This window comes from Streptomyces cyaneofuscatus, from assembly GCF_033109485.1.
GTDB lineage: Bacteria > Actinomycetota > Actinomycetes > Streptomycetales > Streptomycetaceae > Streptomyces > Streptomyces cyaneofuscatus.
In genome coordinates this window covers 3950780-3977237 of record NZ_CP137002.1, presented here as the reverse complement: position 1 = coordinate 3977237, position 26458 = coordinate 3950780, and the positions used below count along the sequence as shown (strand labels likewise).

The 26458-nt window shown below is 72.1% G+C and carries 24 protein-coding genes and 1 tRNA gene; 14 read left to right on the top strand and 11 right to left on the bottom strand.

The annotated features are described in order from the left end of the window. Positions 1-3: 3 nt before the first annotated feature. The 4 genes from R2B67_RS17535 to R2B67_RS17520 all read right to left on the bottom strand — a co-directional run bounded on the left by R2B67_RS17535 (position 4) and on the right by R2B67_RS17520 (position 3045). A complete protein-coding gene (locus tag R2B67_RS17535; protein ID WP_317819386.1) occupies positions 4-453 on the bottom strand; it encodes a copper chaperone PCu(A)C in 450 nt (149 codons plus the stop codon). Continuing rightward, positions 450-1109 (bottom strand): SCO family protein, encoded by a 660-nt coding sequence (locus tag R2B67_RS17530; RefSeq protein WP_317819384.1) that lies wholly within the window; start codon positions 1107-1109, stop codon positions 450-452. Before R2B67_RS17530 ends, R2B67_RS17535 begins: the two co-directional genes overlap by 4 nt. Positions 1110-1224: 115 nt before the next feature. Then, positions 1225-1983 (bottom strand): YcnI family copper-binding membrane protein, encoded by a 759-nt coding sequence (locus R2B67_RS17525; protein ID WP_317819383.1) that lies wholly within the window; start codon positions 1981-1983, stop codon positions 1225-1227. A gap of 210 nt (positions 1984-2193) precedes the next feature. Next, on the bottom strand, positions 2194-3045 hold the full coding sequence (locus R2B67_RS17520) for a hypothetical protein (protein ID WP_317819382.1): 852 nt from the start codon (positions 3043-3045) through the stop codon (positions 2194-2196). Positions 3046-3347: 302 nt separating this feature from the next. Here R2B67_RS17520 and R2B67_RS17515 point away from each other — a divergent pair, with 302 nt between their 5' ends. Beyond that, the gene (locus R2B67_RS17515) at positions 3348-3935 is read left to right on the top strand and encodes an ATP-binding protein (protein WP_317819381.1); all 588 of its coding nucleotides are present in this window, start codon (positions 3348-3350) and stop codon (positions 3933-3935) included. A gap of 30 nt (positions 3936-3965) precedes the next feature. Here R2B67_RS17515 and R2B67_RS17510 read toward each other — a convergent pair whose 3' ends face one another. Further along, positions 3966-5447, bottom strand: a complete 1482-nt coding sequence (locus R2B67_RS17510; protein WP_237326911.1) for an aminopeptidase P family protein — start codon at positions 5445-5447, stop codon at positions 3966-3968. Between the two features lie 142 nt (positions 5448-5589). Beyond that, positions 5590-7080 carry a PP2C family protein-serine/threonine phosphatase gene (locus R2B67_RS17505; RefSeq protein ID WP_317819379.1) on the bottom strand — a complete coding sequence of 497 codons (1491 nt, stop codon included), beginning with the start codon at positions 7078-7080 and terminating at the stop codon, positions 5590-5592. 571 nt (positions 7081-7651) lie between these two features. Here R2B67_RS17505 and R2B67_RS17500 point away from each other — a divergent pair. Both R2B67_RS17500 and R2B67_RS17495 read left to right on the top strand, forming a co-directional pair. Further along, positions 7652-8335 carry a bifunctional DNA primase/polymerase gene (locus tag R2B67_RS17500; protein ID WP_317819377.1) on the top strand — a complete coding sequence of 228 codons (684 nt, stop codon included), beginning with the start codon at positions 7652-7654 and terminating at the stop codon, positions 8333-8335. Positions 8336-8786: 451 nt separating this feature from the next. After that, positions 8787-9149, top strand: a complete 363-nt coding sequence (locus R2B67_RS17495) for a hypothetical protein (RefSeq protein ID WP_317819376.1) — start codon at positions 8787-8789, stop codon at positions 9147-9149. A gap of 221 nt (positions 9150-9370) precedes the next feature. Here R2B67_RS17495 and R2B67_RS17490 read toward each other — a convergent pair whose 3' ends face one another. From R2B67_RS17490 to R2B67_RS17480, 3 genes are all read right to left on the bottom strand, one after another. Beyond that, entirely contained in the window at positions 9371-10336 is a 966-nt protein-coding gene (locus tag R2B67_RS17490; RefSeq protein ID WP_317819374.1) for a DUF5926 family protein, read from the bottom strand. A 179-nt stretch (positions 10337-10515) separates the two neighbouring features. After that, the gene (locus R2B67_RS17485) at positions 10516-11124 is read right to left on the bottom strand and encodes an ATP-binding protein (RefSeq protein ID WP_109978635.1); all 609 of its coding nucleotides are present in this window, start codon (positions 11122-11124) and stop codon (positions 10516-10518) included. A gap of 94 nt (positions 11125-11218) precedes the next feature. Next, positions 11219-12064, bottom strand: coding sequence for a glycerophosphodiester phosphodiesterase (locus R2B67_RS17480; RefSeq protein WP_317819372.1), 846 nt, complete (start codon positions 12062-12064; stop codon positions 11219-11221). A 201-nt stretch (positions 12065-12265) separates the two neighbouring features. Between R2B67_RS17480 and R2B67_RS17475 the strand changes: the two genes are divergently transcribed. Then, positions 12266-13984, top strand: coding sequence for a S1C family serine protease (locus R2B67_RS17475; protein WP_317819371.1), 1719 nt, complete (start codon positions 12266-12268; stop codon positions 13982-13984). An 86-nt stretch (positions 13985-14070) separates the two neighbouring features. Continuing rightward, positions 14071-14157: transfer RNA gene (locus R2B67_RS17470), tRNA-Ser, on the top strand. 170 nt (positions 14158-14327) lie between these two features. Here the strand turns inward: R2B67_RS17470 and R2B67_RS17465 are convergent. Both R2B67_RS17465 and R2B67_RS17460 read right to left on the bottom strand, forming a co-directional pair. Beyond that, positions 14328-16469, bottom strand: coding sequence for a LamG domain-containing protein (locus R2B67_RS17465; RefSeq protein WP_317819370.1), 2142 nt, complete (start codon positions 16467-16469; stop codon positions 14328-14330). A gap of 127 nt (positions 16470-16596) precedes the next feature. Beyond that, positions 16597-17484: a bifunctional DNA primase/polymerase gene (locus tag R2B67_RS17460; RefSeq protein WP_317819369.1), complete on the bottom strand. Its 888-nt coding sequence runs from the start codon at positions 17482-17484 to the stop codon at positions 16597-16599. A gap of 101 nt (positions 17485-17585) precedes the next feature. Here R2B67_RS17460 and R2B67_RS17455 point away from each other — a divergent pair, with 101 nt between their 5' ends. From R2B67_RS17455 to R2B67_RS17415, 9 genes are all read left to right on the top strand, one after another. Further along, positions 17586-18131 (top strand): pyridoxamine 5'-phosphate oxidase family protein, encoded by a 546-nt coding sequence (locus R2B67_RS17455; RefSeq protein WP_317819367.1) that lies wholly within the window; start codon positions 17586-17588, stop codon positions 18129-18131. Positions 18132-18388: 257 nt separating this feature from the next. Continuing rightward, positions 18389-18703 (top strand): hypothetical protein, encoded by a 315-nt coding sequence (locus tag R2B67_RS17450; RefSeq protein WP_317819366.1) that lies wholly within the window; start codon positions 18389-18391, stop codon positions 18701-18703. Between the two features lie 237 nt (positions 18704-18940). Further along, positions 18941-20119 (top strand): acyl-CoA dehydrogenase family protein, encoded by a 1179-nt coding sequence (locus R2B67_RS17445; RefSeq protein WP_317819364.1) that lies wholly within the window; start codon positions 18941-18943, stop codon positions 20117-20119. 44 nt (positions 20120-20163) lie between these two features. Next, the gene (locus R2B67_RS17440) at positions 20164-21153 is read left to right on the top strand and encodes a bifunctional MaoC family dehydratase N-terminal/OB-fold nucleic acid binding domain-containing protein (protein WP_317824892.1); all 990 of its coding nucleotides are present in this window, start codon (positions 20164-20166) and stop codon (positions 21151-21153) included. A gap of 1 nt (position 21154) precedes the next feature. Next, positions 21155-22198 carry an acyl-CoA dehydrogenase family protein gene (locus tag R2B67_RS17435; protein WP_317819362.1) on the top strand — a complete coding sequence of 348 codons (1044 nt, stop codon included), beginning with the start codon at positions 21155-21157 and terminating at the stop codon, positions 22196-22198. Continuing rightward, positions 22195-22665: a MaoC family dehydratase gene (locus R2B67_RS17430; RefSeq protein ID WP_317819360.1), complete on the top strand. Its 471-nt coding sequence runs from the start codon at positions 22195-22197 to the stop codon at positions 22663-22665. Before R2B67_RS17435 ends, R2B67_RS17430 begins: the two co-directional genes overlap by 4 nt. Then, complete coding sequence (locus tag R2B67_RS17425) at positions 22662-23828, top strand: lipid-transfer protein (RefSeq protein WP_317819358.1); 1167 nt, start codon at positions 22662-22664, stop codon at positions 23826-23828. The genes R2B67_RS17430 and R2B67_RS17425 overlap by 4 nt, the downstream gene beginning before the upstream one ends. A 181-nt stretch (positions 23829-24009) precedes the next feature. Next, entirely contained in the window at positions 24010-24576 is a 567-nt protein-coding gene (locus R2B67_RS17420; RefSeq protein WP_018513697.1) for a SigE family RNA polymerase sigma factor, read from the top strand. Between the two features lie 153 nt (positions 24577-24729). Further along, entirely contained in the window at positions 24730-26382 is a 1653-nt protein-coding gene (locus tag R2B67_RS17415; protein ID WP_317819357.1) for a long-chain fatty acid--CoA ligase, read from the top strand. The last annotated feature ends 76 nt before the right edge of the window (positions 26383-26458 follow it).

The following is a 26458-nucleotide window of genomic DNA, read 5'->3' as shown; positions in this document are numbered from 1 at the left end:
CCCTCACTGCTTCTTCGGGTTGTGGGTGGTTTCCTTCACCGGCAGGTCGACCGTGATGCGGCCGGCCTTCTCGAAGTGCAGCTCGACGGAGACCTTCTCGCCCTGCTTGGGCTGCTTCTTGAGGTCCATGAACATGATGTGGTTGCCGCCGCGTTCGAGGTCGAGCTCACCGCCCGCCGGCACCTCGAACGACTCGACCTCGCGCATCTGCTGGTTCTTCGTCTCGTGGATCGTGACGTCGTCGGAGAGCGGGCTGGTCACCGAGGTGAGCCGGTCGGCGGCGCCCCCGCTGTTCTGTACGACGAGGAAGCCGGCGGCCATGTCGCTGACGGGCTGCGGCAGATAGGCGCCGACGACCTTCAGCTCGGGCTCGTCGCTCCCGGTGGAGCACCCCGCCAGCGCCAGCCCCGTGGTGAGGGCGAGAGCACCGGCGAGGACCGTGCGGCGGTTCACGGGTTCTCCCCCTTGATCAGCTTGGGGAGGTCCTTCGCGTACTCCTCGGCGGTGGTGTCCTCGCCGTACAGCACATAGCCGCCGTCCGTCTTCGGGGAGAAGGCGACGACCTGCGCCCCGTGCATCGAGACGGGCTTGCCGTTCTTGTCCTTCGTCGCCGGCTCGATGCCGATGCCGATCTTGCGCGCCCCCGCCTGGATGGTGGGGAAGTCGCCGGTGAGACCGGTGAAGGTGGGGTCCTGGGCCTTGAGCCACTTGCCGAGCGAGGCGGGGGTGTCGCGCTCGGGGTCGGTGGTGACGAAGACGACCTGGAGCTTGTCCTGGTCGGCCTTGGGCAGGTCCCGCTTGGCGATGGAGATGTTGCTCATGGTCAGCGGGCAGACGTCGGGGCAGTGGGTGTAGCCGAAGTAGATGAGCGTCGGCTTGCCCTTGGTCGCCTCGCGGAAGTCGTACTCCTTGCCGTTCGTGTCGGTGAGGACGAGGTCCGGCTTGGTGAACGGCTGGTCGAGAACGGTCGCGGCCTGGGTCTTCGGCGAGGCCTCGACATCGGCGATCGACGAGGATTCCGCCTTGCCGCCGCTGGTTCCGCAGGCCGAGAGGGCCAGTGCGGCCGCGGCGGCGAACGCCAGGGCCGTCACTGCTTTTCTGTTGCGCATGAGGGGGTGTCCTGAATGTGGTGCGGGTGGTGGGACCGGGGGCCGGGCCGTACGTCGACGGCCTGACCGGGCGGGCCGGGCCGTACGCGTACGCCGTACGGCCCGGTCCGGTGGATCAGGCCGTACGGCGGCGGCCGGCGAGCACGCCGAACGCGACGCCCGCGATCCCGATGAGGATGCCGATGATGCCCAGGGTGCGGGCCGTGGTGTCGCTGGAGGAGGAGGACGCGGCGTGCGTCTCCTTCTTGTCGCCCTCCGCCGAGGCCGCCTTGTCGTCGGCCTGGTGGTCGTCGTCGCCCTGGGCGGCCGCGCCACCGCCGTGGTGGTCCTCGGTCGCGGCGGTCAGCTTCAGGACCGGGGCGGGGCTGTCGGGCTCCTCGCCGCCCTTGGGCTCCTCGATCCAGCGGACGACTTCCTTGTTGTCGTACGTCTGGATGGCCTTGAAGACCAGCTGGTCGGCGTCCTCGGGGAGCTGGCCGACGGAGACCGGGAACTGCTGGAAGTAGCCGGGCGCGATCTTGGAGCCGTCGGCGGTCCAGGTGACCTTGGTGACGGCCTCGGTGATCTTCCGGCCGTGCACCTCCAGGGGCTTGTCGAGCTTGCCCTTGGTGATCGCGATCTTCCAGCCCGGCACGGCCTCGGGGGTGACGGAGGAGAGCGGGTGGTCGGCCGGAAAGTTCACTTCGAGCTTGACCGTGGAGGCCTGGTCCCGCTCGTTGGGGACCTTGAAGTTGAGGGTGGCGTAACCGCCCTTGGCGGCCTCGCCCTGCGGCTGGACGCTGACGTGCGCGGCGGCGGGACCGGCGAGCAGCAGGACGGTGGACGCGGCGACGCCGGCGGCGATGGCGATGCGGGAGACGTTGGTGGCGCTCATGGCAGGAACACTCCACAGAGGAAGAGGGATACGTCGGAAGAGGAACACGGTGGTCCGGCGCGCGGGTGCACGACGGCGGCACGACACCTCGTCCGGTCCGTCCGTCGAGGAATGAGGAATCCGGCCATGCCCGGGAGAGCCGCCCCTGAGGAGCCGCCCGGTGTGGACGGTCGGTGCTCGGGTACGGCGGCGGTGGGCGCAGGTGTCGTGTCAGGCTGCGAGGGCGTACGGGGCCGGAGGCCCGCGCCTGATCACCAGGTGCTGCAGAGGGTCCCCGGTGGCGGGGGCCGGCTCGTCGTCGGCCGTACGCGGGGCGCGCGGGCCGTTCGCGAGCTGTTCACGCGCTCCGGCGCGCAGGGCGCGTACGAGCGCGAGCGCCGCGCGCAGGGAGCGCAGCCGGGCGCCGGCCGCGAGCGCCTGCGCGCCGTACGCCGAGAGCCGGGCCAGCCGGAAGAGGGCGGCCTCGCCGCGCCGCAGCAGCCAGCCGGCGGCGAGCGCGGCCAGCAGGTGGGCCAGGAACATCGGCAGGCCGGGCAGCAGCGCGGCCACCGAGGCGTACGCCGCGGCCAGGCCGGATCCACCGTCCGGAGCCGCCGTGGCCGCCGCTCCCGACGCGAGGTGGCCGTGGCCCGCGACCGTGGAGGGGTCTATGCCCGCCGTGGTGACGATGCGGTGGGCGTCGGCGGCGTCGATCTGCCCCGGCCCTCCACCGCACACCAGCCCGGCGGCGAAACGGATCAGCGGGTTCTCGCCGCTGCCCCGGGGCGCGGCGGCGACGACGGCCTGCGCGCTGCCGTGGCTGCCGTACGCGAAGAGGACGTGCAGGGCGACCTGGCCGCCCGCCAGCGCACCCACGATCGACGGCAGGGAGCGTTCCCGTCCGGCGAGGGCCGAGGCCACGGCGAGGACGCCGAGGAATCCGGCGAGCAGGGTCCACGCGGGGACGGGCGCCCCGGCGGCGAACGCGTGCCCCGCCGCGGACAGCACGACGCAGACCGCGGTGAACACCGCGGCCCTCATGAGCCGCAGACCGGCTCCGGCGTGTGCGACAGGCGTGGACATGGCCGGAACATCATCGCACTGCGTACCCCGCCGCGGTACGGCAGGTCCGGAAGGTCAGCCTCCGTCCCCATGCGCGAGCCTCCGTCCGCAAAGCGTGCTTGTCGTGGCTGTTGGCGGGGGATGTACGGACTGTGGACGCTCATCCTCCGGGACCCGCCCGGCTTCCGTGGTCGAGGCCATACACCGGTGCGCGGAATATCCGCATCCGCCGAATGAGGGCTCTCACGGCCGATCCGTGCTTACGAAGTGCCTTGTGCGGCAATACGTATCGGTACGTCGAGCCGCAGCCAGGAGGCTGGAGCATGAGCATCTGGTGGTCACTCCATTTGCGGCGCGAAGCTGCGAGCGTTCCGCTCGCCCGTCGTTTTCTGCTCGGCACCATGGAAACCGCGGGGGTGGATCCGGACATCTCCTTCGACCTCTCGGTCGCGCTCAGCGAGGCCTGTGCCAACGCCGTCGAACACGGCGGCGACCGGTCGGGCCTGGCGGAGCACGGGGATCGCGGAACCGGAAGGACCCCGGCGGACTCCGGGCAGTACCGGGTCACGGCCTATCTGGACGGCGAGAAATGCCGTATCGAGGTGGCCGACTCGGGGCCGGGCTTCCCCGCCCGGCGCGCGCTTCGCCCAGCCGCGCACACCGAACACGCGGAGCACATCGAACGGGTTCAGCACCCGGAGCACACCGAGAAAACCCAGGGCGCCGAGCCCGTCGGTGCCCAGCCCACGTTCGCCCCGTACATCCCCTGCGTCGCCGAGAGCGGCCGCGGGCTGGACCTCATCGAGCAGCTCGCCGACCACGTCCAGTTCGGCAACCGGCCGGGCCGGGGCGCGGTGGTCAGCTTCGACAAGGTCCTGAAATGGCGGGAGGGCGCGCTGCTCATGGTGTGAGCGGCGCGCCCTGCCACTGGGCGGACGGGATCAGCCCTTCAGCTGAGCCATCCAGGCCTCGACCTCGTCGGCCCGGCGGGGCAGCTGGTCGGACAGGTTCCGGTTGCCGTCCTCGGTGACGAGGATGTCGTCCTCGATCCGGACGCCGATGCCCCGGTACTCCTCGGGAACGGTCAGGTCGTCGGCCTGGAAGTAGAGGCCCGGCTCCACGGTCAGGCAGACGCCCGGCTCCAGGATGCCGTCGACATACGCCTCGGTGCGCGCGACGGCGCAGTCGTGGACGTCCATGCCGAGCATGTGACCGGTGCCGTGCAGGGTCCAGCGGCGCTGGAGGCCGAGCTCCAGGACCTTGTCCACGGACAGGTCGCCGAGCAGGCCCCACGCGACGAGCTTCTCGGCGAGCACCCGCTGCGAGGCGTCGTGGAAGTCGCGGAAGGTGGCGCCGGGCTTCACGGCGGCGATGCCCGCCTCCTGGGCCTCGTACACCGCGTCGTAGATCTTGCGCTGGAGCGGCGAGAACGTGCCGTTGATCGGCAGGGTGCGCGTCACATCGGCGGTGTAGAGCTCGTTGGTCTCCACGCCGGCGTCCAGGAGCAGCAGGTCGCCGGAGCGGACGGCGCCGTCGTTGCGGACCCAGTGCAGGGTGGTGGCGTGCGGTCCGGCGGCGCAGATCGAGCCGTAGCCGATGTCGTTGCCCTCGATGCGGGCGCGCAGGAAGAACGTTCCCTCGATGAAGCGCTCGCTGGTCGCCTCGGCCTTGTCCAGGCTCCTGACGACGTCCTCGAAGCCGCGCGCGGTGGCATCGCAGGCCTTCTGGAGCTCGGCGATCTCGAAGGCGTCCTTCACGAGGCGGGCCTCGGAGAGGTAGACGCGCAGCTCCTCGTCGCGCTCGGCGGTGACCTTGTCGGTGAGGGCGGCCTCGATGGACGCGTCGTGGCCGCGTACGTTACGGACCGGGCCGGTGGCCTCGGTGAGCGCGGCGGCGATCTCGCGGACGTCCTTCGCGGGGAGGCCCAGCAGCTGCTCGGCCTCGGCGAGGGAGTGGCGGCGGCCGACCCACAGCTCGCCCTGGCCGTCCAGCCAGAACTCGCCGTTCTCGCGGTTGGAGCGGGGCAGCAGGTAGATGGTGGCCTGGTGGCCGCTGTCGCCGGTCGGCTCCAGGACGAGGACGCCGTCCTGGGTCTGGTCGCCGGTGAGGTACGCGTACTCGGTGGAGGCGCGGAAGGCGTACTCGGTGTCGTTGGAGCGGGTCTTCAGGTTGCCCGCGGGGATGACCAGGCGCTCGCCGGGGAAGCGCGCGGAGAGCGCGGCGCGGCGGGCGGCGGTGTGCTCGGCCTGGGCGATCGGTTCGAGCCCGTGCAGCTCGGTGTCGGCCCAGCCCGACTTCATGTTCTCGGCGAGCTCGTCGGAGACGCCCGGGTACAGGCCGTTCTTCCGCTGTTTGATCGGCTCCGCTGCCTCGTTCTCTTCGGTCTCCTGCTCCGGGGTCTCCGGGATGAGCTCCTCAGACACGATGTGACTCTCCTTGATACGACACTGGACCAACACCCATCGTACGGGCGTACGGAAGGGGGCCCAGGGCCGAAAGGCCTGTTACCGGAGAGGCCACCGGGAGATCGGTCGACGTGCGCGGTCTCGGTCGACGTGTGCGGTCTCAGTCGAAGTGCGCGGCGAGGATGACCACGTCCTCGGTGGAGTCGCTCCGGTCCAGCCCGTCGGGCAGCATCGTGCGCAGGACGTGGTCGGCGACGGCGTCCGGATCGTGCCGGCCCGCCTTCGGTACGGAGGCGGCGGCGGAGTGCAGCCGGGCGAAGGCGCGGTCCATCGCGTCGCCGGTGCGGCGCAGCAGACCGTCCGTGTAGAGCAGCACCGTTTCTCCCGGCGCGGGGGAGAACTCCACGCTCGGCGCCTCCCAGCAGGCGAGCATCCCGAGCGGGGCGGAGAGCGTGGTCTCGACGAACTCGCAGCGCCGGTCGCCGAGCACCAGCGGCGGGGTGTGCCCGGCCCCGGCGAGGACGACCTTGCGGGCGGCGGGCTCGCAGTAGGCGAAGAGGGCGGTGGCGGTCCGCGCGGGCTCGGTCAGCCGGAGCAGGAGTTCGAGATCGGAGAGTACGGCGACGGGGTCCTCGCCCTCCATCACGGCGTACGCCCGCAGGCTGGCGCGCAGCCGGCCCATCGCGGCCATCGCGCTCGGCCCCGATCCGCCCACCGAGCCGACCGCGAGGCCGAGCGCGTGGTCGGGCAGCGGCAGCGCGTCGTACCAGTCGCCGCCGCCTCGGGGGCCGGTCCGGTGCCGGGCGGCCAGCTGGACGCCGGGGATGCGGGGCAGCCGGCTGGGCAGCAGCTCCTCGGCGACGGTCGCCACATCGGCGCGGGCGCGTTCCAGCTCGGTCAGGCGGGCCAGGTGCTCGGTGGCGTACCGGGCGTAGAGGCCGACGAGGTGGCGCTGCTTCTCCGAGGGCTCGCCGGGCTCGTCGTAGAGCCAGACCGCCGCGCCGAGCCGTCCGGCCGCCTCGGAGGCGAGGGGCAGGGCGTAACTGGCGGCATAGCCGAGGCGGGTGGCGACCTCGCGGTGGCGGGGATCCAGGTCCGGGTCGCCGAACAGGTCGGGGGTGGTGAGCCCGTCCGCGGTGCCGGGGTGCCCGTCGAGGACGCGGCCCAGGGCGGTGGCGCCGCGCTCCACGGTCTCGATGTGGCCGAGATCGGCGTGGCTGAGCCCGAGTCCGAGGGTGGTGGACGGCGTGGCCGTGGTGTCCGCCGGTTCCAGGACGAGGAGTCCGCGGCGGGCTCCCACGAGGGCGGCTCCGGCGTGCAGCAGCTCGTTCAGGGCGGTATCGAGGGTGGCGGTGGAGGCCAGCCGCTCGGTGAGTTCGTGCAGGGTCGTGAGGTCCGAGACCCAGCCCGCGAGCCGGTCCTGGATGAAGGCTCCGGGCGCTGCCGGAACCTCTCTCAGAGGAGCGGCAGTGTGCGTTGAAACCGCAACTTCTGGATCGATTCCAGCCACTTTCGGCAGGTGTGGGGCGCTCATGGCAGCCAGCTTTCCGGCCGGTGCGATTCGTCGAATAGCATCGCAAACCCCCATGTGATTCTGCGCCACTATCAGTGCATCCACATGTACACGCACAAGTAACCCGATGTCCAGCATTGTCCCCTGGAGGCTCGCCGGATTCGCTCCCCTCCAGTGTGAGTCAACTTGGCCGAAAAATGCACCCTGCGGCAGCTATTTGCGGTCGACTAGGGCAGCTCAACAAGGCTCAACAAGGGGTGTCTCCGGGAGGAAATCCCAGGGGCGGCGTCATTCCGGGCAGGCTGGGTACGTAATCGGCGATGCCCGGGGCAGACGCTCACGGGCGGATGTGATCGCTCAGGAACCTGACAGCGGGTCCGGACGTCCTTACCCGTGACGGTCGCGATCAGTGACGGTCACGCCTCCGCCCCACGCGGCGGGTTCGGGCCCGGCCGGCAGGCACGCGGCGCCCGTGGCGGGCGCCCCCGGCTCCACGCAGCTCGGCACCACCTCAGATCGGTTCCACTCGGATCGGTTCCACTCGGCTCGGCTCGGCTCACGCTCGGTACCGACGGCACGCCCGTACGGCAGAACCCGTACCGCAGAACTTGATGAGCACGTACGCACAGCGAAGAGACGCTCGCGCGATGTCCCACCCCCGCGCGAGCGTCATGTGGACTCGGCGTTCAACGGAAAGGAACGAGCGCTCATGCGCGAGATCCTCGGAAGGCGACGCAGGCTCCGGCTCCGGCGCAAGGAGGGTGCCGCCCGGCGCGACGCGGCCCTGACCTTCGCCACCGCATGGCAGTGGCCCGTGCTCCCCGGAGCCGGGACCGCGCCGGCCGCCCTGCCCGACGGGCGTGGCCTCGGCTGCGCCTGCCGCGACCCCGACTGCGCCGTTCCCGGCGCGCACCCCTTCGACCCCGGACTGCTGGCGGCCACCACGGACGAGCGCATGGTGCGCTGGTGGTGGACCAGCCGCCCCACGGCCCCGGTGATGCTGGCGACCGGCGGCCGGGCCCCCTGCGCGGTGAGCCTGCCCGCCCTGGCCGGTGCGAAGGCCCTGGTCGCCCTCGACCGCATGGGCATGCGGCTGGGCCCCGTGGTGGCGACACCCACCCGGTGGTCGCTGCTGGTGGCCCCGTACACGCTGGAACGGCTCGGTGAGCTGCTGTACAGCAAGGACTGGGTGCCCAGCTCGCTCCGCTTCCACGGGGAGGGCGGCTATCTCGTCCTGCCCCCGTCCGAGACCGGCGCGGGCCAGGTGCGCTGGGAGCGGCCCCCTTCGCCGGGGGCGGCGGCTCCCTGGCTCCCGGATGTCGAGGCGGTCCTGGACGCCCTGGTCGAGGCGAGCACCGGCGCCCCGGACGGTGGCAGCCGGCTCGCGTACTGACGGGCGGGCGGCCCGGCCCCCATTCGCGTACGTCTCGCGCGTGCGTCTCACTCGTACGGGTGTGAGCCGGGCCGTATGCGCGGTGAACGGGTGCCGGACGGCCCGGCCGCGTGCCTCACGTCGATATCGTCGCCCCGAATACCCGCGTAGTCGCGTAGTCGGGTTTCCGCGTAGTCGCGTTTCCGTGATTGCCCGCGCGGTCGGCAAGGGGGCCACCATGAATCTCCGCATGATCGCTCTGACGGCTGTCGCCGCGTTCGCGTGCCTGATTCCAATCGTTGCTTCCGCGGATCCCGGCGGTTCCCCGGCCCCCGTATCGACAGAGGAGAAATATCCGGACAGTTCATCAGAAATGCTGGAGAAAAAGCTTTCTGATGAACCATCCGGTGACGAGGTGGACCACTCCCCTTCTCAGCATCCGTCGGCGTCGTCATCGCTATCGCCAACGGAAATGAGTCGCGAGGGCGCCGCCCGGTGCGGTCCCGAGCTCGTCTCGCCGGAGGGCATCGAGGCGCAGACCTGTGTCATGACCGGGGGCGGCGAGACCTGGGCGCGTGCGTACCACCGCAACACCTCCGGTAAGGAACTCCGCGCCGTACTCACCCTGGTGGGGCCGGGCGGGCGGACCGTGGAGCTGCACTGTGTCCTGGCGGCCGACGACGAGCCGGGCAGCTGTGAGACCCCGCGAGGCGCGTCGGCGGGTGGTCCCGGCGCCTATGCGGCGGTGGCGGAGTACGCGGGCGCGGGGCCGGTGGAGCAGGCGCCGCTGCTGCTGAGGGCCGGATCGCACCGTGCGCCGGGCGCATCGGACTGAGTGCGCGGGCGGGTCGCGGTAGGCCCGGCCGGTGCGGGTCACGGCCGGAAACGAAGACGCCCGGTCGCTGGCGACGGGGGATGCACCAGCGACCGGGCTTCTAGAACGGTAACAAGAGATCTGCCGTTCGCAAATTCGATCTCGCCTATGAGGGCGGCGATTTACTTGTGAGTACGGTGAGTTGTGACGCGGGTCACCGACTCGGCGGCGCCCCACCAGGGTCAGCTGAGCGTCACCTGGCGGTTGGTGAGCCCGCCACGGGCCCGGCGCTCCTCGGCGGTGAGCGGGGCGTCGGAGGCGAGCGCCGCCGCCAGCCGCTCGGCGAACGCGACGGCCGGCTTCTCGCACGCCTCGGCCCCCATCGAGCTCGGCAGGTCCCAGACGGGAACGACCAGGCCGTGCGCGCGGAACGAGCCGACCAGCCGGGTGTCCTCGCCCAGCGAGGAGGTGCCGGCGGCGTGCAGCCGGGCGAGCGCGTCGAGGAGCTGCTCCTCGGGGTGCTGCATGACCCAGCGCAGGTGGTTCTTCTCCGGGGTCTCGCACCAGTACGCGGCGTCCGCGCCGGAGAGCAGCACCGTCGGGATCGCGGCGGCGTTCGCGCGCTCCAGGGAGGCGGCCACCTCGGGGGTGGCGTTCTCCGCGTCGGGCACCCAGAACTCGAACCCGGTGTGGACGACCGGCTCGAACGCGGCGTCCGGGTCGAGCAGATCCTGCAGGCGCGGCCCGTCGGCCGGTACGCGGCGGGCGGTGACCGGGGTGCCGGGCTCGACCTCCAGCGCGCGCTGGAGCGTGTCCGCGAGGTCGCGGCTGAGGTCGCCGGAGGAGGTGTCGTTCTGCAGGGCGAGGAGGACGGAACCGTCGTCGCGGCGCAGGGCGGGCCAGGCCATCGGCAGGACGGTCGCCAGCGTCACCGACGGAACGCCCTCGGGCAGCCCGCCCTTCAGCGTCAGCTCGACCGTGGCGGCGGGCACCAGCTCGCGCAGGGCGACCCAGTCGCACTCGCCCGCGAGTCCCTCGAACGGGCGGTGCACGAGCTCGGTCACGGCCTGGGCGGCGGCGCGTCCGTGACACGCCTTGTAGCGACGGCCCGAACCGCACGGGCAGGGCTCACGGGCCCCGACGACCGGGATCTCACCGTCCTTGAGCTGCTGCTTCCCGGCCTTGGTCTGAGGGCGCTTCTTGGCCATGGTGGGCATTCTCCTGATTGCGACGGTGCGGTCTCGGCGCGAGCCTAGCCGCCCGCGGCACCACCGCGGCACACGCGCCTGCCTCCGCCCTCACCGGCCGCCCTGCCGAACGGTGTCGGCGAGCCGAGTGGTGTCGCCGATGGGCCGCCTTCTCAGCTCGCGTCGCCTGGGCGGCCGTCTCAGCTCGCGTCGTCGAGGACGTCGGAGAAGTCGAGCCCTTCGAACCCGGTGAGTCCGCCGACCGCGCCCAGCTCGGGCGGCTTCGGGCAGGGGACGTGGGCCCAGACGGTGACCTCGCCCGACGAGTCGTCCCGTACACCCCACTCCTGGGCCAGGGCGCTGATGATGTTGAGCCCCCGGCCGCCGCGTGCCGTCACCGAAGGGGTGGCCGGAACGGGCCGGGTGGGCCCGCCGCCGTCCGTGACCTCCACGGTCAGACCGCCGCCCGTGTCCACGCGCCAGGCGGCCCGGATGTCGCCGTCACCGACATCGGTGTGCCGTCCCAGCGGCCTGCCGTGCCGGCAGGCGTTGCTGAGCAGTTCGGAAAGAATGAGAACAGCGTCGTCCACGACCGCGTCCGACACCCCGTTGCTGCGCAACTGCTCACGCATCCGGTGCCGTGCCTGCCCCACGCCCGCAGGGCCATGGGGAACGGCCATGCTCGACGACGCAGGCACCTCTTGTGCCACCACCAACGCCACCCCCGAGACCTCCTTTGCCCCACGCCACGGGTTGGATGCCCCACTGAGCTGCACCGGAAACCGGCCAAGGGGCTGCCGGTGACGCACTCGACACAACTGAACGCTCAGCGAATGCGCCGGTGTACTCCCCGTCATGGTGGTGCGGGGGTGCTGTCGCGTGCCAGTGGGGTGCCGTTCTGTGCTAAATACGCCCGAGTTGTGACAGTTGGGACAGAACCTGCTTCGGGCGGTTGGTGATGATCGCCTCGACGCCGAGTTCGGCGCAGAGCTCCACGTCGGCCGGTTCGTTCACGGTCCACACGTGCACCCGGTGGCCCGCCCGGTGCAGCCGCTCGATGTACCCGGGGTGGCTGCGCACGATCCGCATGCCGGGTCCGGCGATCCGGGAACCGGCGGGCAGCCGTCCGTCGCGCAGCCGGGGTGACACGAACTGCATCAGGTAGACGGTCGGCAGGGCGGGCGCCGCGGCCTGGACGCGGTGCAGGGAGCGGCCGGAGAAGCTCATGATGCGGATGGGGGAGGGCTCGTCGGCCGGCGGCGAGGCCAGCTCGAAGCGGTTCAGCAGCTGGAGGAGCCGCTCCTCGACCTGTCCGGCCCAACGGGTGGGGTGCTTCGTCTCGATGGCCAGCTGCAGCGGCCGCCCGGTGGCCCGTACCTCGGTGAAGAGCTCCAGGAGCCGTTCCAGGGTGAGTACGGAGGTGAGCTCGCCCGGCACCGGATCCCAGTCCGGCGACTCCTCGCGGTCCTTCCAGGAGCCGAAGTCGAGGGCGGCGAGATCGGCGAGCTCCAGGGCGGAGACGGCGCCGCGCCCATTCGACGTACGGTTCACCCGGCGGTCGTGCACGCAGACGAGATGGCCGTCGGCGGTCAGCCGTACATCGCACTCCAGGGCGTCGGCACCGTCCTCGATCGCCTTGCGATAGGCGGCCAGGGTGTGTTCGGGGGCGTCGTCGGACGCTCCGCGATGGGCGACGACCTGGATCGAGGTCTGCGGGCTGCGCTGCCGTGCGTGGGTCACCCGGGTCATGGTGTCACCGCCGTGGGGGTAGGCGAGCACATGTCACCCTGGAGGACCGTTTTGTCTGATGTAAAGATTGGTGTGCGGATGCACAGGTCCTGCTTACAGTGGCCCGACGTGCTGTGGGAAAAGCTGACCGCAGACACGTGCACAGCGGATTTCTTGCCGAATGCCGACTGGATGCCGAGTGGAACCGAGGAGTAAAGAGCTGTGAGCACCGAGAACGAGGGCACCGAGGGCAACGCGGTACCGGCCGTGCCGTCCGTTCCGCCCGCACCTCCCGTGCCGGCCACCACTCCCGACCCGGCCGCGGGATCTACGCCTGCTGCGCCCACTCCGGCGTCCCCGGCGTCCCCGGCAGCGGACGACGGCGTACGCGACGGAGCCACGGACAGCGCCGGTACGGGGGCGACGCCCCCGGCTGATGCCCCGACCCCGCCCCCCACTCCGACGCACGCGGACGCACCGCGCCACACCCCCACGCACCAGGGCTCCCCGGCGCAGACGGGCACCCACCAGGACCCCCCGGCGTACCCCGGCACGCACACCCACCAGGCCCCCCAGGCTCACCAGCCCCACACCCCCCAGCAGCCCCATCAGCCCCCGCACTCCCCTTACGGGGCGGCGCCCGAGCCCCCCGCGGACGCCGCCTCCTGGCCCCCGCCTCCGCCCGCGGTCCCCTCCTACGCGGGCGGCGGCGCGGCGCACACCCCCGGCGGCGGCATCGGCAACGGGAGCGGCCACGGCCCGGCCTGGGGAGCCCCGGTCCCGCAGCCCGGCCACGACCCCTCCCACGGCAACGGCAAGCGCCGGGGCGCCGGCGGCCTGGTCGCGGCGGTCGCGGTGGCGGCCCTGGTCGCGGGCGGCATCGGCGGCGCGCTCGGCTTCTGGGCCGCCGACCGCAACGACAACGGCTCCTCCGGCAGTTCGACCACCGTCTCGGCGTCGGACAGCCCGAGGGACCTCAAGCGCCCGGCGGGCACCGTGGCCGGCGTCGCGGCGAAGGCGCTTCCCAGCGTGGTCACGATCGACGCGCAGGGCGGCGACGGCGAGGGCGGCACGGGCACGGGCTTCGTGTACGACAAGGAGGGCCACATCCTCACGAACAACCACGTGGTGGCCTCCGCGGCGGAGTCCGGCGAGCTGTCGGCGACGTTCTCCGACGGCAAGAAGTACGCGGCCGAGGTGGTCGGCCGGGCGCAGGGCTACGACGTGGCCGTGCTGAAGCTGAAGAACCCCCCGGCGGGCCTGGCCCCGCTCCCCCTCGGCAACTCGGAGGGCGTGGCGGTCGGCGACTCGACGATCGCGATCGGCGCCCCCTTCGGCCTGTCCAACACGGTGACGACGGGCATCATCAGCGCGAAGAACCGCCCGGTCGCCTCCGGGGACGGCCAGAGCAACAAAAACTCCTACATGAGCGCCCTGCAGACCGACGCCTCGATCAACCCGGGCAACTCCGGCGGCCCGCTGCTGGACGCCACGGGCGCGGTCATCGGCATCAACTCCGCGATCCAGTCGACGGGCGGCGGCCTCGGCCAGTCCCAGGCCGGCTCCATCGGCCTCGGCTTCGCGATCCCGATCAACCAGGCGAAGAACGTCGCCGAGCAGCTGATCAAGACGGGCAAGCCGGTCTACCCGGTGATCGGCGCGACGGTCTCCATGGAGGAGAAGACCGGCGGCGCCGAGATCTCCCCCGAGGGCGCCGGCAACACCCCCTCCGTCACCCCGAACGGCCCGGCGGCCAAGGCGGGCCTCAAGGCGGGCGACGTGATCACCAAATTCAACGACACCGTGATCGACAGCGGCCCCACCCTGATCGGCGAGATCTGGACCCGCAAGCCCGGCGAGAAGGTCACCCTCACCTACGAGCGCGACGGCAAGACGGCGACGGCCGAAGTCACCCTGGGCCAGCGCGAGGGCGACAGCTGACCGGCTAGGCTGTACCGAGCGTCGAACCGGCCCCACAGGGCCCTGACGGCCCGTCGGCCGTCACGGCCCGGGGGCCGCCGACGCGGGGTGGGTTGCCCGAGCGGCCTAAGGGAACGGTCTTGAAAACCGTCGTGGCAGCGATGTCACCGTGGGTTCAAATCCCACACCCACCGCAGGCGAGAGGCCCCCGACCAGTACGTCCGGTCGGGGGCCTCCGCCATGCCCGGGCACCCCCGGCCACCGCCGCCGGACGTGTGTCACGACCGCGGCTTTCCGGATGCCGAGCAGTGCACGGAGCGCGACCGCCGCTCCGGGATGAGGCCCGGGGCGGCGGTGGCTTTCATCAGCGGCCGGTGGCCGGCAGCCACGGCAGCCGGCGGATCTCCTCCTGGCTCAGCGCGCCCTCGTAGGCGAACACGCTGTCCACCGCACCGTGCAGATACTCGCCCCATCCGTCAGCGGTGCGGCCCCGGCCGAGCTGGAGCCCGCCCGTGCTCTTCCAGGCGGCGGCGAAGTCGGCCGTTCCGCCGTCGTCGAACTTCACCCCGTCCACGTAGAGGGACACCTGTCGGGCGGAGGCGTCATGGACGACGGTCACCCGGTGGCCGGGCCCGCTGTTGCCGTCCGGCGATTCGATCCGGCTCAGCACGGTCTCCGGCGCGGCCGGCGCGTCGGCGTGCGCCAACACCAGGTCCCAGCTGGAGTTCTCCGGGTCGAAGCGCACCTTGAAGGCGTCGCCGTGCTCGCCGCCCTGGGAGATCGCGGTCATCGGTCCTGCCGGCTCGTCGTCGGCGAGCCGGACCCGGACGCTGACGGTGAAGCTCCCCGAGGTGTCGACCACGGGCGTGTCCGTGGCGGCGTGGCCCGTTACGCCGTCGAGTCGGAGGTGGCCGTCGCCGTCCGTCTCCAGCGGGAAGTCCTGCCCGCACTCAGGATCCAGTGGGTCGCACGGGTCGAGGCGATAGAGCGAAGCGCCCGGTCCCAGCTTCAGCGGCGCGCCGCCGCCCTCCTCCGGGGCGAGGCCGTCCGGCGCGGTGTCGAGCGCCCAGTGGCCGAGCCGCCGCGGGGCACGGGTGGCGAGGTCCTTCACCTCGGAGGCCACGACGATCCGGTCGTACGCGCGTACGTCACCGATCTCGCCCTGCCATCGGTCCCGGTACCCCTGCGCGCCACGCGCCCTGCCGATCTGGAAGGCGCCCTCGCCCGCCACGGGGGTGACGGCCACCTCCTCGCCGGACGCACGGCCGTTCACGTACAGCCGTGCCGTGCCGGTCTCCGCGTCGTACTGGCCCAGCACATGGGCCCACGCGCCGGTCTCGGGAAGTCCGCCCGTGACCCGCGCCCCGCCGACGGAGAACGACCACTGGGGGGCGCCCGCGACCTGGGTCAGGCCCAGGGCGAAGGCGTGTGCCGTGCCCGCGTCCTGCGAGAGGACCGTACGGGTGCCGTCCACGCGTCCCGGCCGCACCCAGCCGCCGACCGCGAAGGTCTTTGCGGTGTCGGTGACGACCGGGGTGCCCGGGGTCAGGAAGCCGTGCCCCGATCCGTCGAGCGAGGCGGTGGCGGTGAGCGGCGTGCCGGAGGGCGCGGGCGCACGGAAGGTGACGCCGGCACCGGCACGGGCGGCGGCACCGGTCTCCGCGGCGGCCGAGCGGGAGCCCGCCGCGTCGGCGAGCTTCCATCGCGCCACCGGGGCGGGGCCTTCCCCGATCCGGAAGGTGTAGCTGGTGCGCGGGCCACGGTTGCCCGCCCGGTCCTGTGCCTGTACGGAGAGGGTCTGCACGCCGGCGCTCTCCGGCAGGAAGCGGATCTCGGCCGATCCGTCGGGCCCGGCCTCGACCGTCTTCGCCGGTCCGCCGATGAAGGAGTAGGCGTAGGCCGTGATGTCGTCGGCCTGCGCCGTGACGTGGAAGGTCCCTCGGACGCCGACTCCGGGCGTCCAGGTGTGGTCATCGGGGTAGTCGCCGGAGGTGACGACCGGGGCGTCGGGCAGGGTGCGGTCGTACACGAACTGGCAGGGCGCTCCCGCCCCCTCGCTGCTCCAGGCCGACGCCCCGGCGTCGTTGACGGCACGTACCCGCCAGGAAATGACGGTCTCGTCGGGGATCTCGCTCGGCAGCTGCCAGCTGAACGGGGAGCTGTCGGACATCGTGGTGGTGGTCATGGTCACGCGCTCCTCGGCGCCGCCCTCGCCCTGCCACCAGGCCTCGAACTCACCTCGTACGCGGTTCACCTGGCCCGGCTGTCCGCCGCCGGGCCCGTACAGCTGTGCCGTCAGCCGCGGGACGGATCCCACGTAGGGCCGCTCGTCCCCGGACACGCACGGTTCGCCGCCCGTCTCCAGGTCGGCAGTCAGCGGCTGCTTCGGCGGGAGCGCGCCGGTCGCCGCCAGTACGGTGCCCGGCGCCGCCAGCACCGTCCCGGCGGCGACCACCGCAACCGCGGTCGCCCGTCTCGCCCGTCCAACTCCCGTACGTCTCACCATGCTTGTACCCCTCCCCTGTGACGCCATCGAAGATCGTCGGCGGTGGGAGGCTAGCAGCGGCGCGCGCGGACCGCTCCTGAGTATCGCCGGGTCAGGACCCGGTTCGGCGGTCGTCCGCCGGGTGATGTCACCCCCGCCCCCGCGTCAGCCGCTCCGCCGACGCGATCGCCGCGCGCGCCTCCTGTTCCGTGAGGCCTGTGCGGACCGCCGCCGTGGTGAGGGCGTCGGCCAGGGCGTCGCCGAAGCCGTGTTCGTAGGCGCGGCAGGCGGCCCAGAACAGGCGGGTGTTGCGCTGGCCCTCGTGGGCCGCCAGGACGAACTGGATCAGGCCCTCGCCCCTGCGGCCGGGGGGCGTTTCCTTGCCGGGATGGCCGGAAGGAGTGGGTTCGCGGCGTGGCGGGGTCAGGAGGCGGAGGAGGGCGCGGGGGCAGGGGGCCGGGGGGAGGTGGGCGGTGCCGGGGGCCAGGCGGTAGCGGCCGTGGGCGGTGACCGAGCCGGGGCCGACCAGGTAGCCGCCGGTGCCGCGGACGTCGATGCCGGGGGCGAGGCGGCCGGCCGAGTTGGGGACCGTGGTGTCGGCGGGGCCGGTGAGCCAGAGGTGGCGGCCGCCGCTCGGGGTGAGGACGGTGACCGTCGGCGGGATCGTGAAGAGGTGCTGGAGGGCCAGCTGCTGGAGTGCGCCCACCGAGTCGTTGCCGTGCGCGGTGTCGATGTCCAGGTCGATGCCGATGAGCCGGTGCGGGGCGCGTCCGCAGGCGATGCCGTAGCCAGTGGCCCGGGGCGCGGCGGCGAAGAGGGCCCGGACGGCCGCGGGGTCCGTCGTGGCGTCGTGCACCCCGTGGCCCGGCAGCCCGCACTCGCCCCGGCAGTGGACCGGCGGCTGCTCGCTGTGGTGGGGGGAGCGCAGCGCGGGGAGCTTGGTGGCGGACAGGGGGAAGACGGGGAGCCCGCGCCCGGCGGCGGAGAGGGCGTGGGCGAGGGCCAAGGTGGCGGTCTGCCGGTCGATGGTGGCCATGGTTTTAGTTTCGTACATGAGTTCGAATAAGGGAAGTGGGGGCGAGCGCCACCGGTCCGGGCTGCGTAGCCTTTGTCGTAAGGAGAGGGAAGTGGTTCCGCATGACTCCTCGGCAGCCCACGACCGAGCTCGACGCCCGCTACAGCTCCGCGCTCAACCCGCGCCCCGGTGCGGAGAACGTCACCGCCACCGACTGGGCCGAGGCCCAGCGCCGGCTGTGTGACGCCGAGGTCTTCTGGATCACCACCGTCCGGGCGGACGGCCGGCTGCACGTCACACCGCTGATGGCCGCCTGGTACGACGGGACGCTGTTCTTCAGCACCGGGCCGGGCGGGCAGAAGGCGAGGAATCTGGCCGGCAACGCCCACTGCGCGCTCACCACCGGGCACGGCTCACTCGCGGGCGGCCTCGACATCGTGGTCGAGGGCACGGCGGAGCAGGTGACGGATCCGGCGCGGCAGGACGAGGCCATCGCCGCGTTCGAGGCGCAGTACGGCGACCACATCACCTCGCCGGAGGGCGCCTTCTTCGGCTTCGGCGACAGCATCCGCGAGGGCAGGGACCTGCTGTTCGCGGTGGCCCCCATCACGGCGTACGGCTTCGGGCACGACGGCCAGGTGTTCAGTCATACCCGGTACACCTTCTAGCGGGCTTGCTGTTCGAGGACGTCGGGGCCTTGCCTTCTCGCCTTCGCTGTCCCGGAGGGGTTTATCGCCTCTTCTTCATGCTTGCGGGGGAATCGGGCGGCACAGCATGGTTCACCGGGGATGTGCTGGGCAACTCTGGTCTCGCGACGTCGTGACCAGCACCGGGGCGGTCGGCCAACTTCCCCGGAACCAGCCGCACATGAACCACCGCACATGAACCAACTGAAGCCGGACTTCCGGTTCCTGGAGGAAATGACATGGCAAGCATCCGTACCGCTCGTGTTCTCGCCGCAGTCGCCGCGCTGCCCCTGACCGTCGCCCTCTGCGGCGGTGTGGCCCTGGCGGACAACGGCTCCTTCGCGAACGACGGATCGAACGCGGCCGTGGCGACGGTCGGCGGCAGTGGCGTCGGCGGCAACAACACCGGCAACGCGTCCACGACGCAGCAGCAGGCCGTCGGGGCCGGTGCGTCGAATCAGAACACCTCGGCCCAGGTGAGCGGCTCGGCCTTCACCGCCATCGACCAGTCGGACCACAGCGTCGACGTGAACTTCACCCCGTTCTTCTGGTGATGACCCCGGCAGCCACCACGCCTCCTCGGTGATCAGGCGTCCGGGACCTCCCGGGGGGTGGGTTCCGGTCGGTTGAACAGCAGCCCGTGCGGCGGCACTTCGGTGCCCCGTGCGGGCTGCTGCCGTTGGCGTTGCCGTTGCGCTTGCTCCTGACCCTCGACTCTTGACAGGGGAAGTAGAACTGACGGACAGTCAGAAACGGTTCCGCTGACGTGAATCCCGCCCTGGAGGTCCGCCGTGCACCTCGTCCCGACGGAGCGCCAGCAGCAGCTGCGTACCGAACTGCGCGCGTACTTCGCGGCCGTGCTGCCCGAGCGAGGAAGCCGGCGCGACGATCCGGGTGAGCAGCGACGGCTGCTCCGGCGGATCGGCGCCGACGGGATGCTCGGCCTCGGCTGGCCCGTCGCGTACGGCGGGCAGGGGCGGGGGCCCGACGAGCAGTTCGTCTTCTTCGACGAGGCGTACCGGGCCGGCGCCCCCGTCTCCATGGTCACCCTCAACACCGTGGGCCCGACCCTGATGAAGTACGGCACCGAGGAGCAGAAGGCGTACTTCCTGCCCCGCATCCTCAGCGGCGACCTCGTCTTCGCGATCGGTTACAGCGAGCCCGAAGCCGGTACGGACCTGGCGGCCCTGCGCACCCGCGCCGTGCGCGACGGCGACGACTGGGCCATCGACGGGCAGAAGATCTTCACCAGCAACGCCCAGCAGGCCGACTGGATCTGGCTCGCCTGCCGTACGGACCCCGACGCCCCCAAGCACCGCGGCATCTCGATCATCCTCGTGCCGACCGACGATCCCGGCTTCTCCTGGACACCCATCGAGACGGTGGGCGGGCTGACCACGACCGCCACCTACTACGACGGCGTACGCGTTCCCGCCTCGAACCTCGTCGGGGAGGAGAATCAGGGGTGGGGGCTCATCACCAACCAGCTCAACCACGAACGCGTCGCCCTCGCCGCCATCGGCATGCAGGCCGAGGACTTCTACGAGGAGGCCCTCGCCCACGTCCGTACCCCCGACCCCGCCACGGGGCGCCGCCGGATCGACGAGCCGTGGGTACGTGCCCGGCTCGCGGAGGCGTACGCCCGGCTCGCGGCGACCCGGCTGCTGAACTGGCGGCTGGTCGGGGCCGTGGGGTCGGGCGCGCTGGCTCCCGGGGAGGCGAGCGGCGTGAAGTTCGCGGGGACCGAGAGCGCGGTGGAGGTCTATCGGATGTGCCAGGAGGTGGTGGGGGACGTCGGGCTTCTGCGGGGCGGGTCGGCCGGCTGCTTCGGCGCGGAAGGCAGCGCCGGCGGTGAGCTGGAGCGGATGAACCGGGCCGCGCAGATCAACACCTTCGGCGGCGGCGTCAGCGAAGTGCAGCGCGAGATCGTCGCGACCATGCGGCTCGGGATGACGCGGGGCAAGCGGTGAAGCCGGGCGGCCGGGACGGCCAGGACGCGCGGGACGGCCAGGACATGCGGGACGTGCGGGACGGCCAGGACATGCCGGCCGATGCCCCGGACCCCCTGTACGAACGGCTCACCGCCTACGCCGGCCGCCCCGCCGCCACCGCCGGCACCGGCAAGGACCCCGTCAACCTGCCCATGATCCGGCACTGGTGCGAGGCCATGGGCGACACCTCACCCGCCTACCAGGGCCCCGACGCCGTGGCCCCGCCCACCATGCTCCAGGCCTGGACCATGGGCGGGCTGGCCGGGCACTCGCACGGCACCGGCCGCTCGGCGGCGTACGACGAACTGCTCGGGCTGCTCGACGGCGCCGGGTACACCTCCGTCGTCGCCACCGACTGCGAGCAGGAGTATCTGCGGCCGCTCCGCCCCGGCGACCTGATCACCTTCGACGCCGTCATCGAGGCCGTCTCCCGCCGTAAGACCACCAGGCTCGGCACCGGCTACTTCGTCACCACCCGCATGGACGTCCGCGCCGACGGCGAACCCGCCGGGACGCACCGCTTCCGCATCCTCAAGTACCAACCCGCGCAACGGAATCCCGCGCAACCGAGAACCGCGAAGGCGAAGCACGAAGCACCTCTCCGTCCCCGGCCCGTCATCAACCGCGACAACGCCGGATTCTGGGCCGGGGTCGCCGAGCACCGCCTCCTCATCCAGCGCTGCACCGGCTGCGCCACCCTCCGCTTCCCCTGGCTCCCCGGCTGCAACGCCTGCGCCGGCCAGGAGTGGGACACGGTCGAGGCGAGCGGTGAGGGCACGGTATTCAGCCATGTCGTGATGCACCACCCGTCCTTCCCCGCCTTCGACCCGTCGGGCGAGGGCGGCCCGTACGCCGTCGCGCTCATCGAGCTCGCCGAGGGCGTACGGATCGTCGGCAACCTGGTCGGGGTGCCGTACGACAAGGTGCGCATCGGCCTGCCCGTACGCCTGGAGTTCCTGCGTACGGACCCCGATCTGGAACTTCCGGTCTTCCGGGCGAGCGAAGGCGGTTGAGATGGACTTCACCCCGAGCGAGGAGCAGGCGGCGGCGCAGGGGCTTGCCGCGCGGATCTTCGGCGATCTCTCGACGCACGAGCGGCTGGTGACGGCCGGGACGGGCACGGACGCCGAGCTGTGGAAGGAACTGTGCGCGGCCGGGCTGCCGGGCGCGGTGGAGGACATCGGGCTCCTCGGCCTGGTCCTGCTCCTGGAGGAACAGGGCCGGACCACCGCCCAGGTCCCGTTGGCGGCGACCTGTGTGTACGGGCTCCTCGCGGTCGCCGAGCACGGTACGGCGGAGCAGCGGGGGCGCCTGCTGCCCGCCCTGCGCGACGGTACGGCGGTGGCGACGGGCGCCTTCCCGGCGCGGGGCGGAGTGCGGGCGGTGGAGGGGGCGCTGTACGGGGTCGTGCCCTGGGTGCCGTGGCTGCGGGACGCCACCCATGTGCTGGTGGCGGACGCGGAGCGGGGGCTGTGGATCGTCGACACCCGGGCGCCGGGGGTGACCGTGGTGGCCGTGGAGACGACCGCGCCCTGGTCGGCGGGGCGGCTCGGCCTCGACGGCGTACGGGGAGAGCCCCTCGGTACGGGCCCGGGGGCCTGCGCCGCGGTCCTCGCCGCGAGCCGGACCGCCTTCGCCGGGCTTCAGGCGGGCGTCTGCGCGGGCTCCCTCGCCCGGGCGGTCCAGCACACCACGACCCGGGAGCAGTTCGGGCGGCCGCTCTCCACCAACCAGGGGGTCCTGCTCCGTGCCGCCGACGCCCACATGGACACGGAGGCGATCCGGGTCACGGCGTACGAGGCGGCGTGGCGGCGCGACCGGCAACTGGACCACGAGGCACAGGCGTTGACGGCCGCCTGGTGGGCCTCGGAGGCGGGTCGGCGGGTCGTGCACGCCGGGCAGCACCTGCACGGCGGCACCGGGGCCGACCTCGACCACCCGGTCCACCGGCACTTCCTCTGGGGCCGTCAGCTCGACGCGTACCTGGGGTGCGGCGCGGAACTCCTGGAGGAGCTCGGCCTGTTGATCGGGAGCGACCGGATGGAGGGCACGTCATGACGGAGGCCTACCGCGTCGGCGACGAACTGCCCCCTCTGGAGATCCCCGTCACCCGCACCCTGATCGTCGCGGGCGCCCTCGCCTCCCGCGACTACCAGGACGTGCACCACGACGCCGAACTGGCCCGGGAGAAGGGCTCCCCCGACATCTTCATGAACATCCTCACCACCAACGGGCTCGTCGGCCGCTACATCACCGACCACTTCGGGCCGACGGCCGTTCTCCGGAAGGTCGCGATCCGCCTCGGGGCGCCCAACTACCCGGGGGATCTGCTCAGGTTGACCGGTCGTATCACCGCCCTGGAAAACCTGGAGAACGTGGCTCCGAAAAGCGAAAACCACACCCTTATAGAGGTCGCGGTCACCGGCGACAACCGTATAGGGCGTCACGTCAGCGGAAAGGCCACCGTCGCCATCGCCGGCGCTGTCGCCGTCGCCATCGCCGTCACCAGGGAGGGCGGCGCATGAGCATCCGCAGGCCCGACACCCTCGGCGGAAAGGCGGCCGTCGTCGGCATCGGGGCCACCGAGTTCTCCAAGAACTCCGGCCGCAGCGAACTCAAGCTCGCCGTCGAGGCCGTGGGCGCCGCCCTCGACGACGCGGGACTCACCCCCGCCGACGTCGACGGCCTCGTCACCTTCACCATGGACACCAGCCCCGAGATCACCGTCGCCCAGGCAGCAGGCATCGGCGAGCTGTCGTTCTTCTCCCGCATCCATTACGGAGGCGGCGCCGCCTGCGCCACCGTCCAGCAGGCCGCCCTCGCGGTGGCGAGCGGGGTGGCCGACGTCGTCGTCTGCTACCGGGCGTTCAACGAGCGCTCCGGCCGCCGCTTCGGCTCCGGCGTCCAGCGGCGCGAGCCCACCGCCGAGGGCACGGCGCTCGGCTGGAACCTGCCGTCCGGGCTGCTCACCCCCGCCTCCTGGGTGGCGATGGCGGCCCAGCGCTATCTGCACACGTACGGGCTCGACCCCGAGGTCTTCGGACACGTGGCGGTGGTCGACCGGCGCCACGCGGCGCGGAACCCGGCGGCGTACTTCCACGGGCAGCCGATCACGCTCGCCGACCACGCCGCCTCCCGTTGGATCGTCGAACCGCTGCGGCTGCTCGACTGCTGCCAGGAGACCGACGGTGGCCAGGCCCTCGTCGTCACCAGCGTGGAGCGCGCCCGCGACCTGCCCCGGCCGCCCGCCGTCGTCGTGGCGGCTGCGCAGGGCGCGGGCCGGTCCCAGGAGCAGATGACGAGCTTCTACCGCGACGGGCTGACCGGGCTGCCCGAGACCGGGGTGGTCGCCCGGCAGCTCTGGCGGAGCTCGGGTCTTGCCCCGGCCGATATCGACGTGGGCATCCTCTACGACCACTTCACGCCGTTCGTCCTGATGCAGCTGGAGGAGTTCGGCTTCTGCGGTCCGGGGGAGGGAGGGGCGTTCGTCGCGGCGGACGCGCTGCCCCTGAACACCCATGGGGGTCAGCTGGGGGAGGCCTACCTCCATGGGATGAACGGCATCGCGGAGGCCGTCCGGCAGATCCGCGGCACCTCGGTGAACCAGGTGGCCGGGGCGTCGAGGTCCCTGGTCACGGCCGGTACGGGGGTCCCGACGTCCGGGCTGATCCTCGGCGCGGACGGCTGAACCGGCCGGGCCGCCGCCGGGCCGGACCCTGATGGCGGGGCAGGGGGGACCCTTAAGGCCGGACGACGGCCCGTCCACCTTCAGGAGGTGGAGGGCGAGCCGGCCCTACAACCTGAGGCGGACGGCCCTTCGGGACCTGGGGGCGATCCCCTCGGCGGGCCCCGCTCCTAGCGTTGAGTACATGACCACGCCAGTCTGCACGGGCGCCTCCAGGGCGGCTTCCGCCACCGCCGCCGGCCACCCGACCCACGCGCCGTACGCGTCGTTCTCCTCGTACGTCCGGGCCCGGGGCCCGGTCCTGCTGCGCACCGCACGCTCGCTCACCGCGAACCCGTGCGACGCGGAGGACCTGCTGCAGACCGCGCTCGCCAAGACGTACGTCGCATGGGAGCGGATCGAGGACCACCGGGCGCTGGACGGGTACGTCCGCCGGGCGCTGCTGAACACCCGGACCTCGCAGTGGCGCAAGCGCAAGGTCGACGAGTTCGCCTGCGAGGAGCTGCCCGAGCAGGGCGGTGCCGCGGCGCCCGACCCGGCCGAGCAGCAGTCGCTGCACGACGCGATGTGGCGCGCGGTGCTCAAGCTCCCGGACCGCCAGCGGGCGATGGTCGTCCTGAGGTACTACGAGGACCTCAGCGAGGCGCAGACGGCCGAGGTGCTCGGGGTGTCGATCGGTACGGTGAAGAGCGCCGTCTCCCGCGCCCTCGGCAAGCTCCGCGAGGACCCGGAGCTGACACCGGTCCGCTGAGGACCGCGACCGGGCATCCCCTGGCACCCCCCGGACAGGCCCGCCCACGTGCCCCGGAGAGGAATTTTCTCCCGCGAGTAGTGACATACCGCTTGGTATGTGCGCAGAATCAGCGCAACCCTACTGCCGCGTAGCGCCCACCGGGAGGACGCCGTGCTGAGCACCATGCAGGACGTACCGCTGACTGTCACCCGCATCCTGCACCACGGGATGACGATCCATGGGAAGTCGCAGGTCACGACCTGGACCGGCGAACCCGAGCCGCATCGACGCACCTTCGCCGAGATCGGCACCCGCGCGACCCAGCTGGCCAACGCGCTCCGCGACGAACTGGGCGTCGACGGCGACCAGCGTATTGCGACTCTCATGTGGAATAACTCGGTCCACGTGGAGGCGTACCTCGCGATTCCCTCCATGGGGGCTGTGCTCCACACCCTCAACCTCCGGCTGCCTCCGGAGCAGCTCGCCTGGATCGTCAACCACGCGGACGACAAGGTCGTCATCGTGGACGGCACGCTGCTGCCGCTCCTCGTGCCGCTGCTGCCGCACCTGCCGAGCATCGAGCACGTGGTCGTCTCCGGACCGGGCGACCGCTCGGCGCTCGCCGGGGTCGCGCCGCGCGTGCACGACTACGAGGAGCTGATCGCGGGCCGCCCGACCACGTACGACTGGCCGGAGCTGGACGAACGCCAGGCCGCCGCCATGTGTTACACCTCCGGCACCACCGGGGACCCCAAGGGCGTCGTCTACTCCCACCGCTCGATCTACCTGCACTCCATGCAGGTCAACATGTCGGAGTCGATGGGGCTGACCGACAAGGACACCACGCTCGTCGTGGTCCCTCAATTTCACGTAAACGCGTGGGGCCTGCCGCACGCCACCTTCATGAGCGGCGTCAACATGCTCATGCCGGACCGCTTCCTCCAGCCCGCCCCGCTCGCCGAGATGATCGAGCGCGAGCGCCCGACGCACGCCGCCGCGGTGCCCACCATCTGGCAGGGCCTCCTCGCCGAGGTCACCGCCAACCCGCGCGACCTCACCTCCATGGCCAACGTGACCATCGGCGGTGCGGCCTGCCCGCCGTCGCTGATGGAGGCGTACGACAAGCTCGGCGTCCGGCTCTGCCACGCCTGGGGCATGACGGAGACCTCGCCGCTCGGCACCATGGCCCACCCGCCCGCCGGACTGAGCGCCGAGGAGGAGTGGCCGTACCGCATCACCCAGGGCCGCTTCCCGGCCGGTGTGGAGGCGCGGCTGGTCGGCCCGGCGGGCGAGTACCTGCCGTGGGACGGCGAGTCGGCCGGTGAGCTGGAGGTCCGTGGCGCCTGGATCGCCGCCGCGTACTACGGCGGGGCCGACGGCGAGCACCTGCGGCCCGAGGACAAGTTCAGCGAGGACGGCTGGCTGAAGACCGGCGACGTCGGCGTGATCAGCACCGACGGCTACCTCACCCTCACCGACCGGGCCAAGGACGTCATCAAGTCCGGCGGCGAGTGGATCTCCAGCGTCGAGCTGGAGAACGCGCTGATGGCCCACCCGGACGTTGCGGAGGCGGCCGTCGTCGCCGTACCGGACGAGAAGTGGGGCGAGCGGCCGCTGGCGACGGTGGTCCTCAAGGAGGGTGCCGCCGATGTCGACTACGAGGCGCTGAAGGCGTTCCTCGCCGAGTCGGGCATCGCCAAGTGGCAGCTGCCGGAGCGGTGGTCGGTGATCCCCGCCGTTCCGAAGACGAGCGTCGGCAAGTTCGACAAGAAGGTGATCCGGAAGCAGTACGCGGCCGGGGAGCTGGACGTCACCCAGCTCTGAGGCGTCGGTTCCGGCCTTGGTTTCACGTGAAACAGGGCGGGGGCGGTACGGGAACTCCCGTACCGCCCCCGCCTCT

Excerpts from the sequence above, each read along its gene's own strand:
- R2B67_RS17530 (WP_317819384.1), bottom strand. The coding sequence starts at position 1,109 with ATGCGCAACAGAAAAGCAGTGACGGCCCTGGCGTTCGCCGCCGCGGCC.
- R2B67_RS17525 (WP_317819383.1), bottom strand. The coding sequence starts at position 1,983 with ATGAGCGCCACCAACGTCTCCCGCATCGCCATCGCCGCCGGCGTCGCC.
- R2B67_RS17520 (WP_317819382.1), bottom strand. The coding sequence starts at position 3,045 with ATGTCCACGCCTGTCGCACACGCCGGAGCCGGTCTGCGGCTCATGAGG.
- R2B67_RS17515 (WP_317819381.1), top strand. The coding sequence starts at position 3,348 with ATGAGCATCTGGTGGTCACTCCATTTGCGGCGCGAAGCTGCGAGCGTT.
- R2B67_RS17505 (WP_317819379.1), bottom strand. The coding sequence starts at position 7,080 with ATGCTGGACATCGGGTTACTTGTGCGTGTACATGTGGATGCACTGATA.
- R2B67_RS17500 (WP_317819377.1), top strand. The coding sequence starts at position 7,652 with ATGCGCGAGATCCTCGGAAGGCGACGCAGGCTCCGGCTCCGGCGCAAG.
- R2B67_RS17495 (WP_317819376.1), top strand. The coding sequence starts at position 8,787 with ATGAGTCGCGAGGGCGCCGCCCGGTGCGGTCCCGAGCTCGTCTCGCCG.
- R2B67_RS17490 (WP_317819374.1), bottom strand. The coding sequence starts at position 10,336 with ATGGCCAAGAAGCGCCCTCAGACCAAGGCCGGGAAGCAGCAGCTCAAG.
- R2B67_RS17480 (WP_317819372.1), bottom strand. The coding sequence starts at position 12,064 with ATGACCCGGGTGACCCACGCACGGCAGCGCAGCCCGCAGACCTCGATC.
- R2B67_RS17465 (WP_317819370.1), bottom strand. The coding sequence starts at position 16,469 with ATGGTGAGACGTACGGGAGTTGGACGGGCGAGACGGGCGACCGCGGTT.
- R2B67_RS17460 (WP_317819369.1), bottom strand. The coding sequence starts at position 17,484 with ATGGCCACCATCGACCGGCAGACCGCCACCTTGGCCCTCGCCCACGCC.
- R2B67_RS17455 (WP_317819367.1), top strand. The coding sequence starts at position 17,586 with ATGACTCCTCGGCAGCCCACGACCGAGCTCGACGCCCGCTACAGCTCC.
- R2B67_RS17450 (WP_317819366.1), top strand. The coding sequence starts at position 18,389 with ATGGCAAGCATCCGTACCGCTCGTGTTCTCGCCGCAGTCGCCGCGCTG.
- R2B67_RS17440 (WP_317824892.1), top strand. The coding sequence starts at position 20,164 with ATGCGGGACGTGCGGGACGGCCAGGACATGCCGGCCGATGCCCCGGAC.
- R2B67_RS17435 (WP_317819362.1), top strand. The coding sequence starts at position 21,155 with ATGGACTTCACCCCGAGCGAGGAGCAGGCGGCGGCGCAGGGGCTTGCC.
- R2B67_RS17430 (WP_317819360.1), top strand. The coding sequence starts at position 22,195 with ATGACGGAGGCCTACCGCGTCGGCGACGAACTGCCCCCTCTGGAGATC.
- R2B67_RS17425 (WP_317819358.1), top strand. The coding sequence starts at position 22,662 with ATGAGCATCCGCAGGCCCGACACCCTCGGCGGAAAGGCGGCCGTCGTC.
- R2B67_RS17420 (WP_018513697.1), top strand. The coding sequence starts at position 24,010 with ATGACCACGCCAGTCTGCACGGGCGCCTCCAGGGCGGCTTCCGCCACC.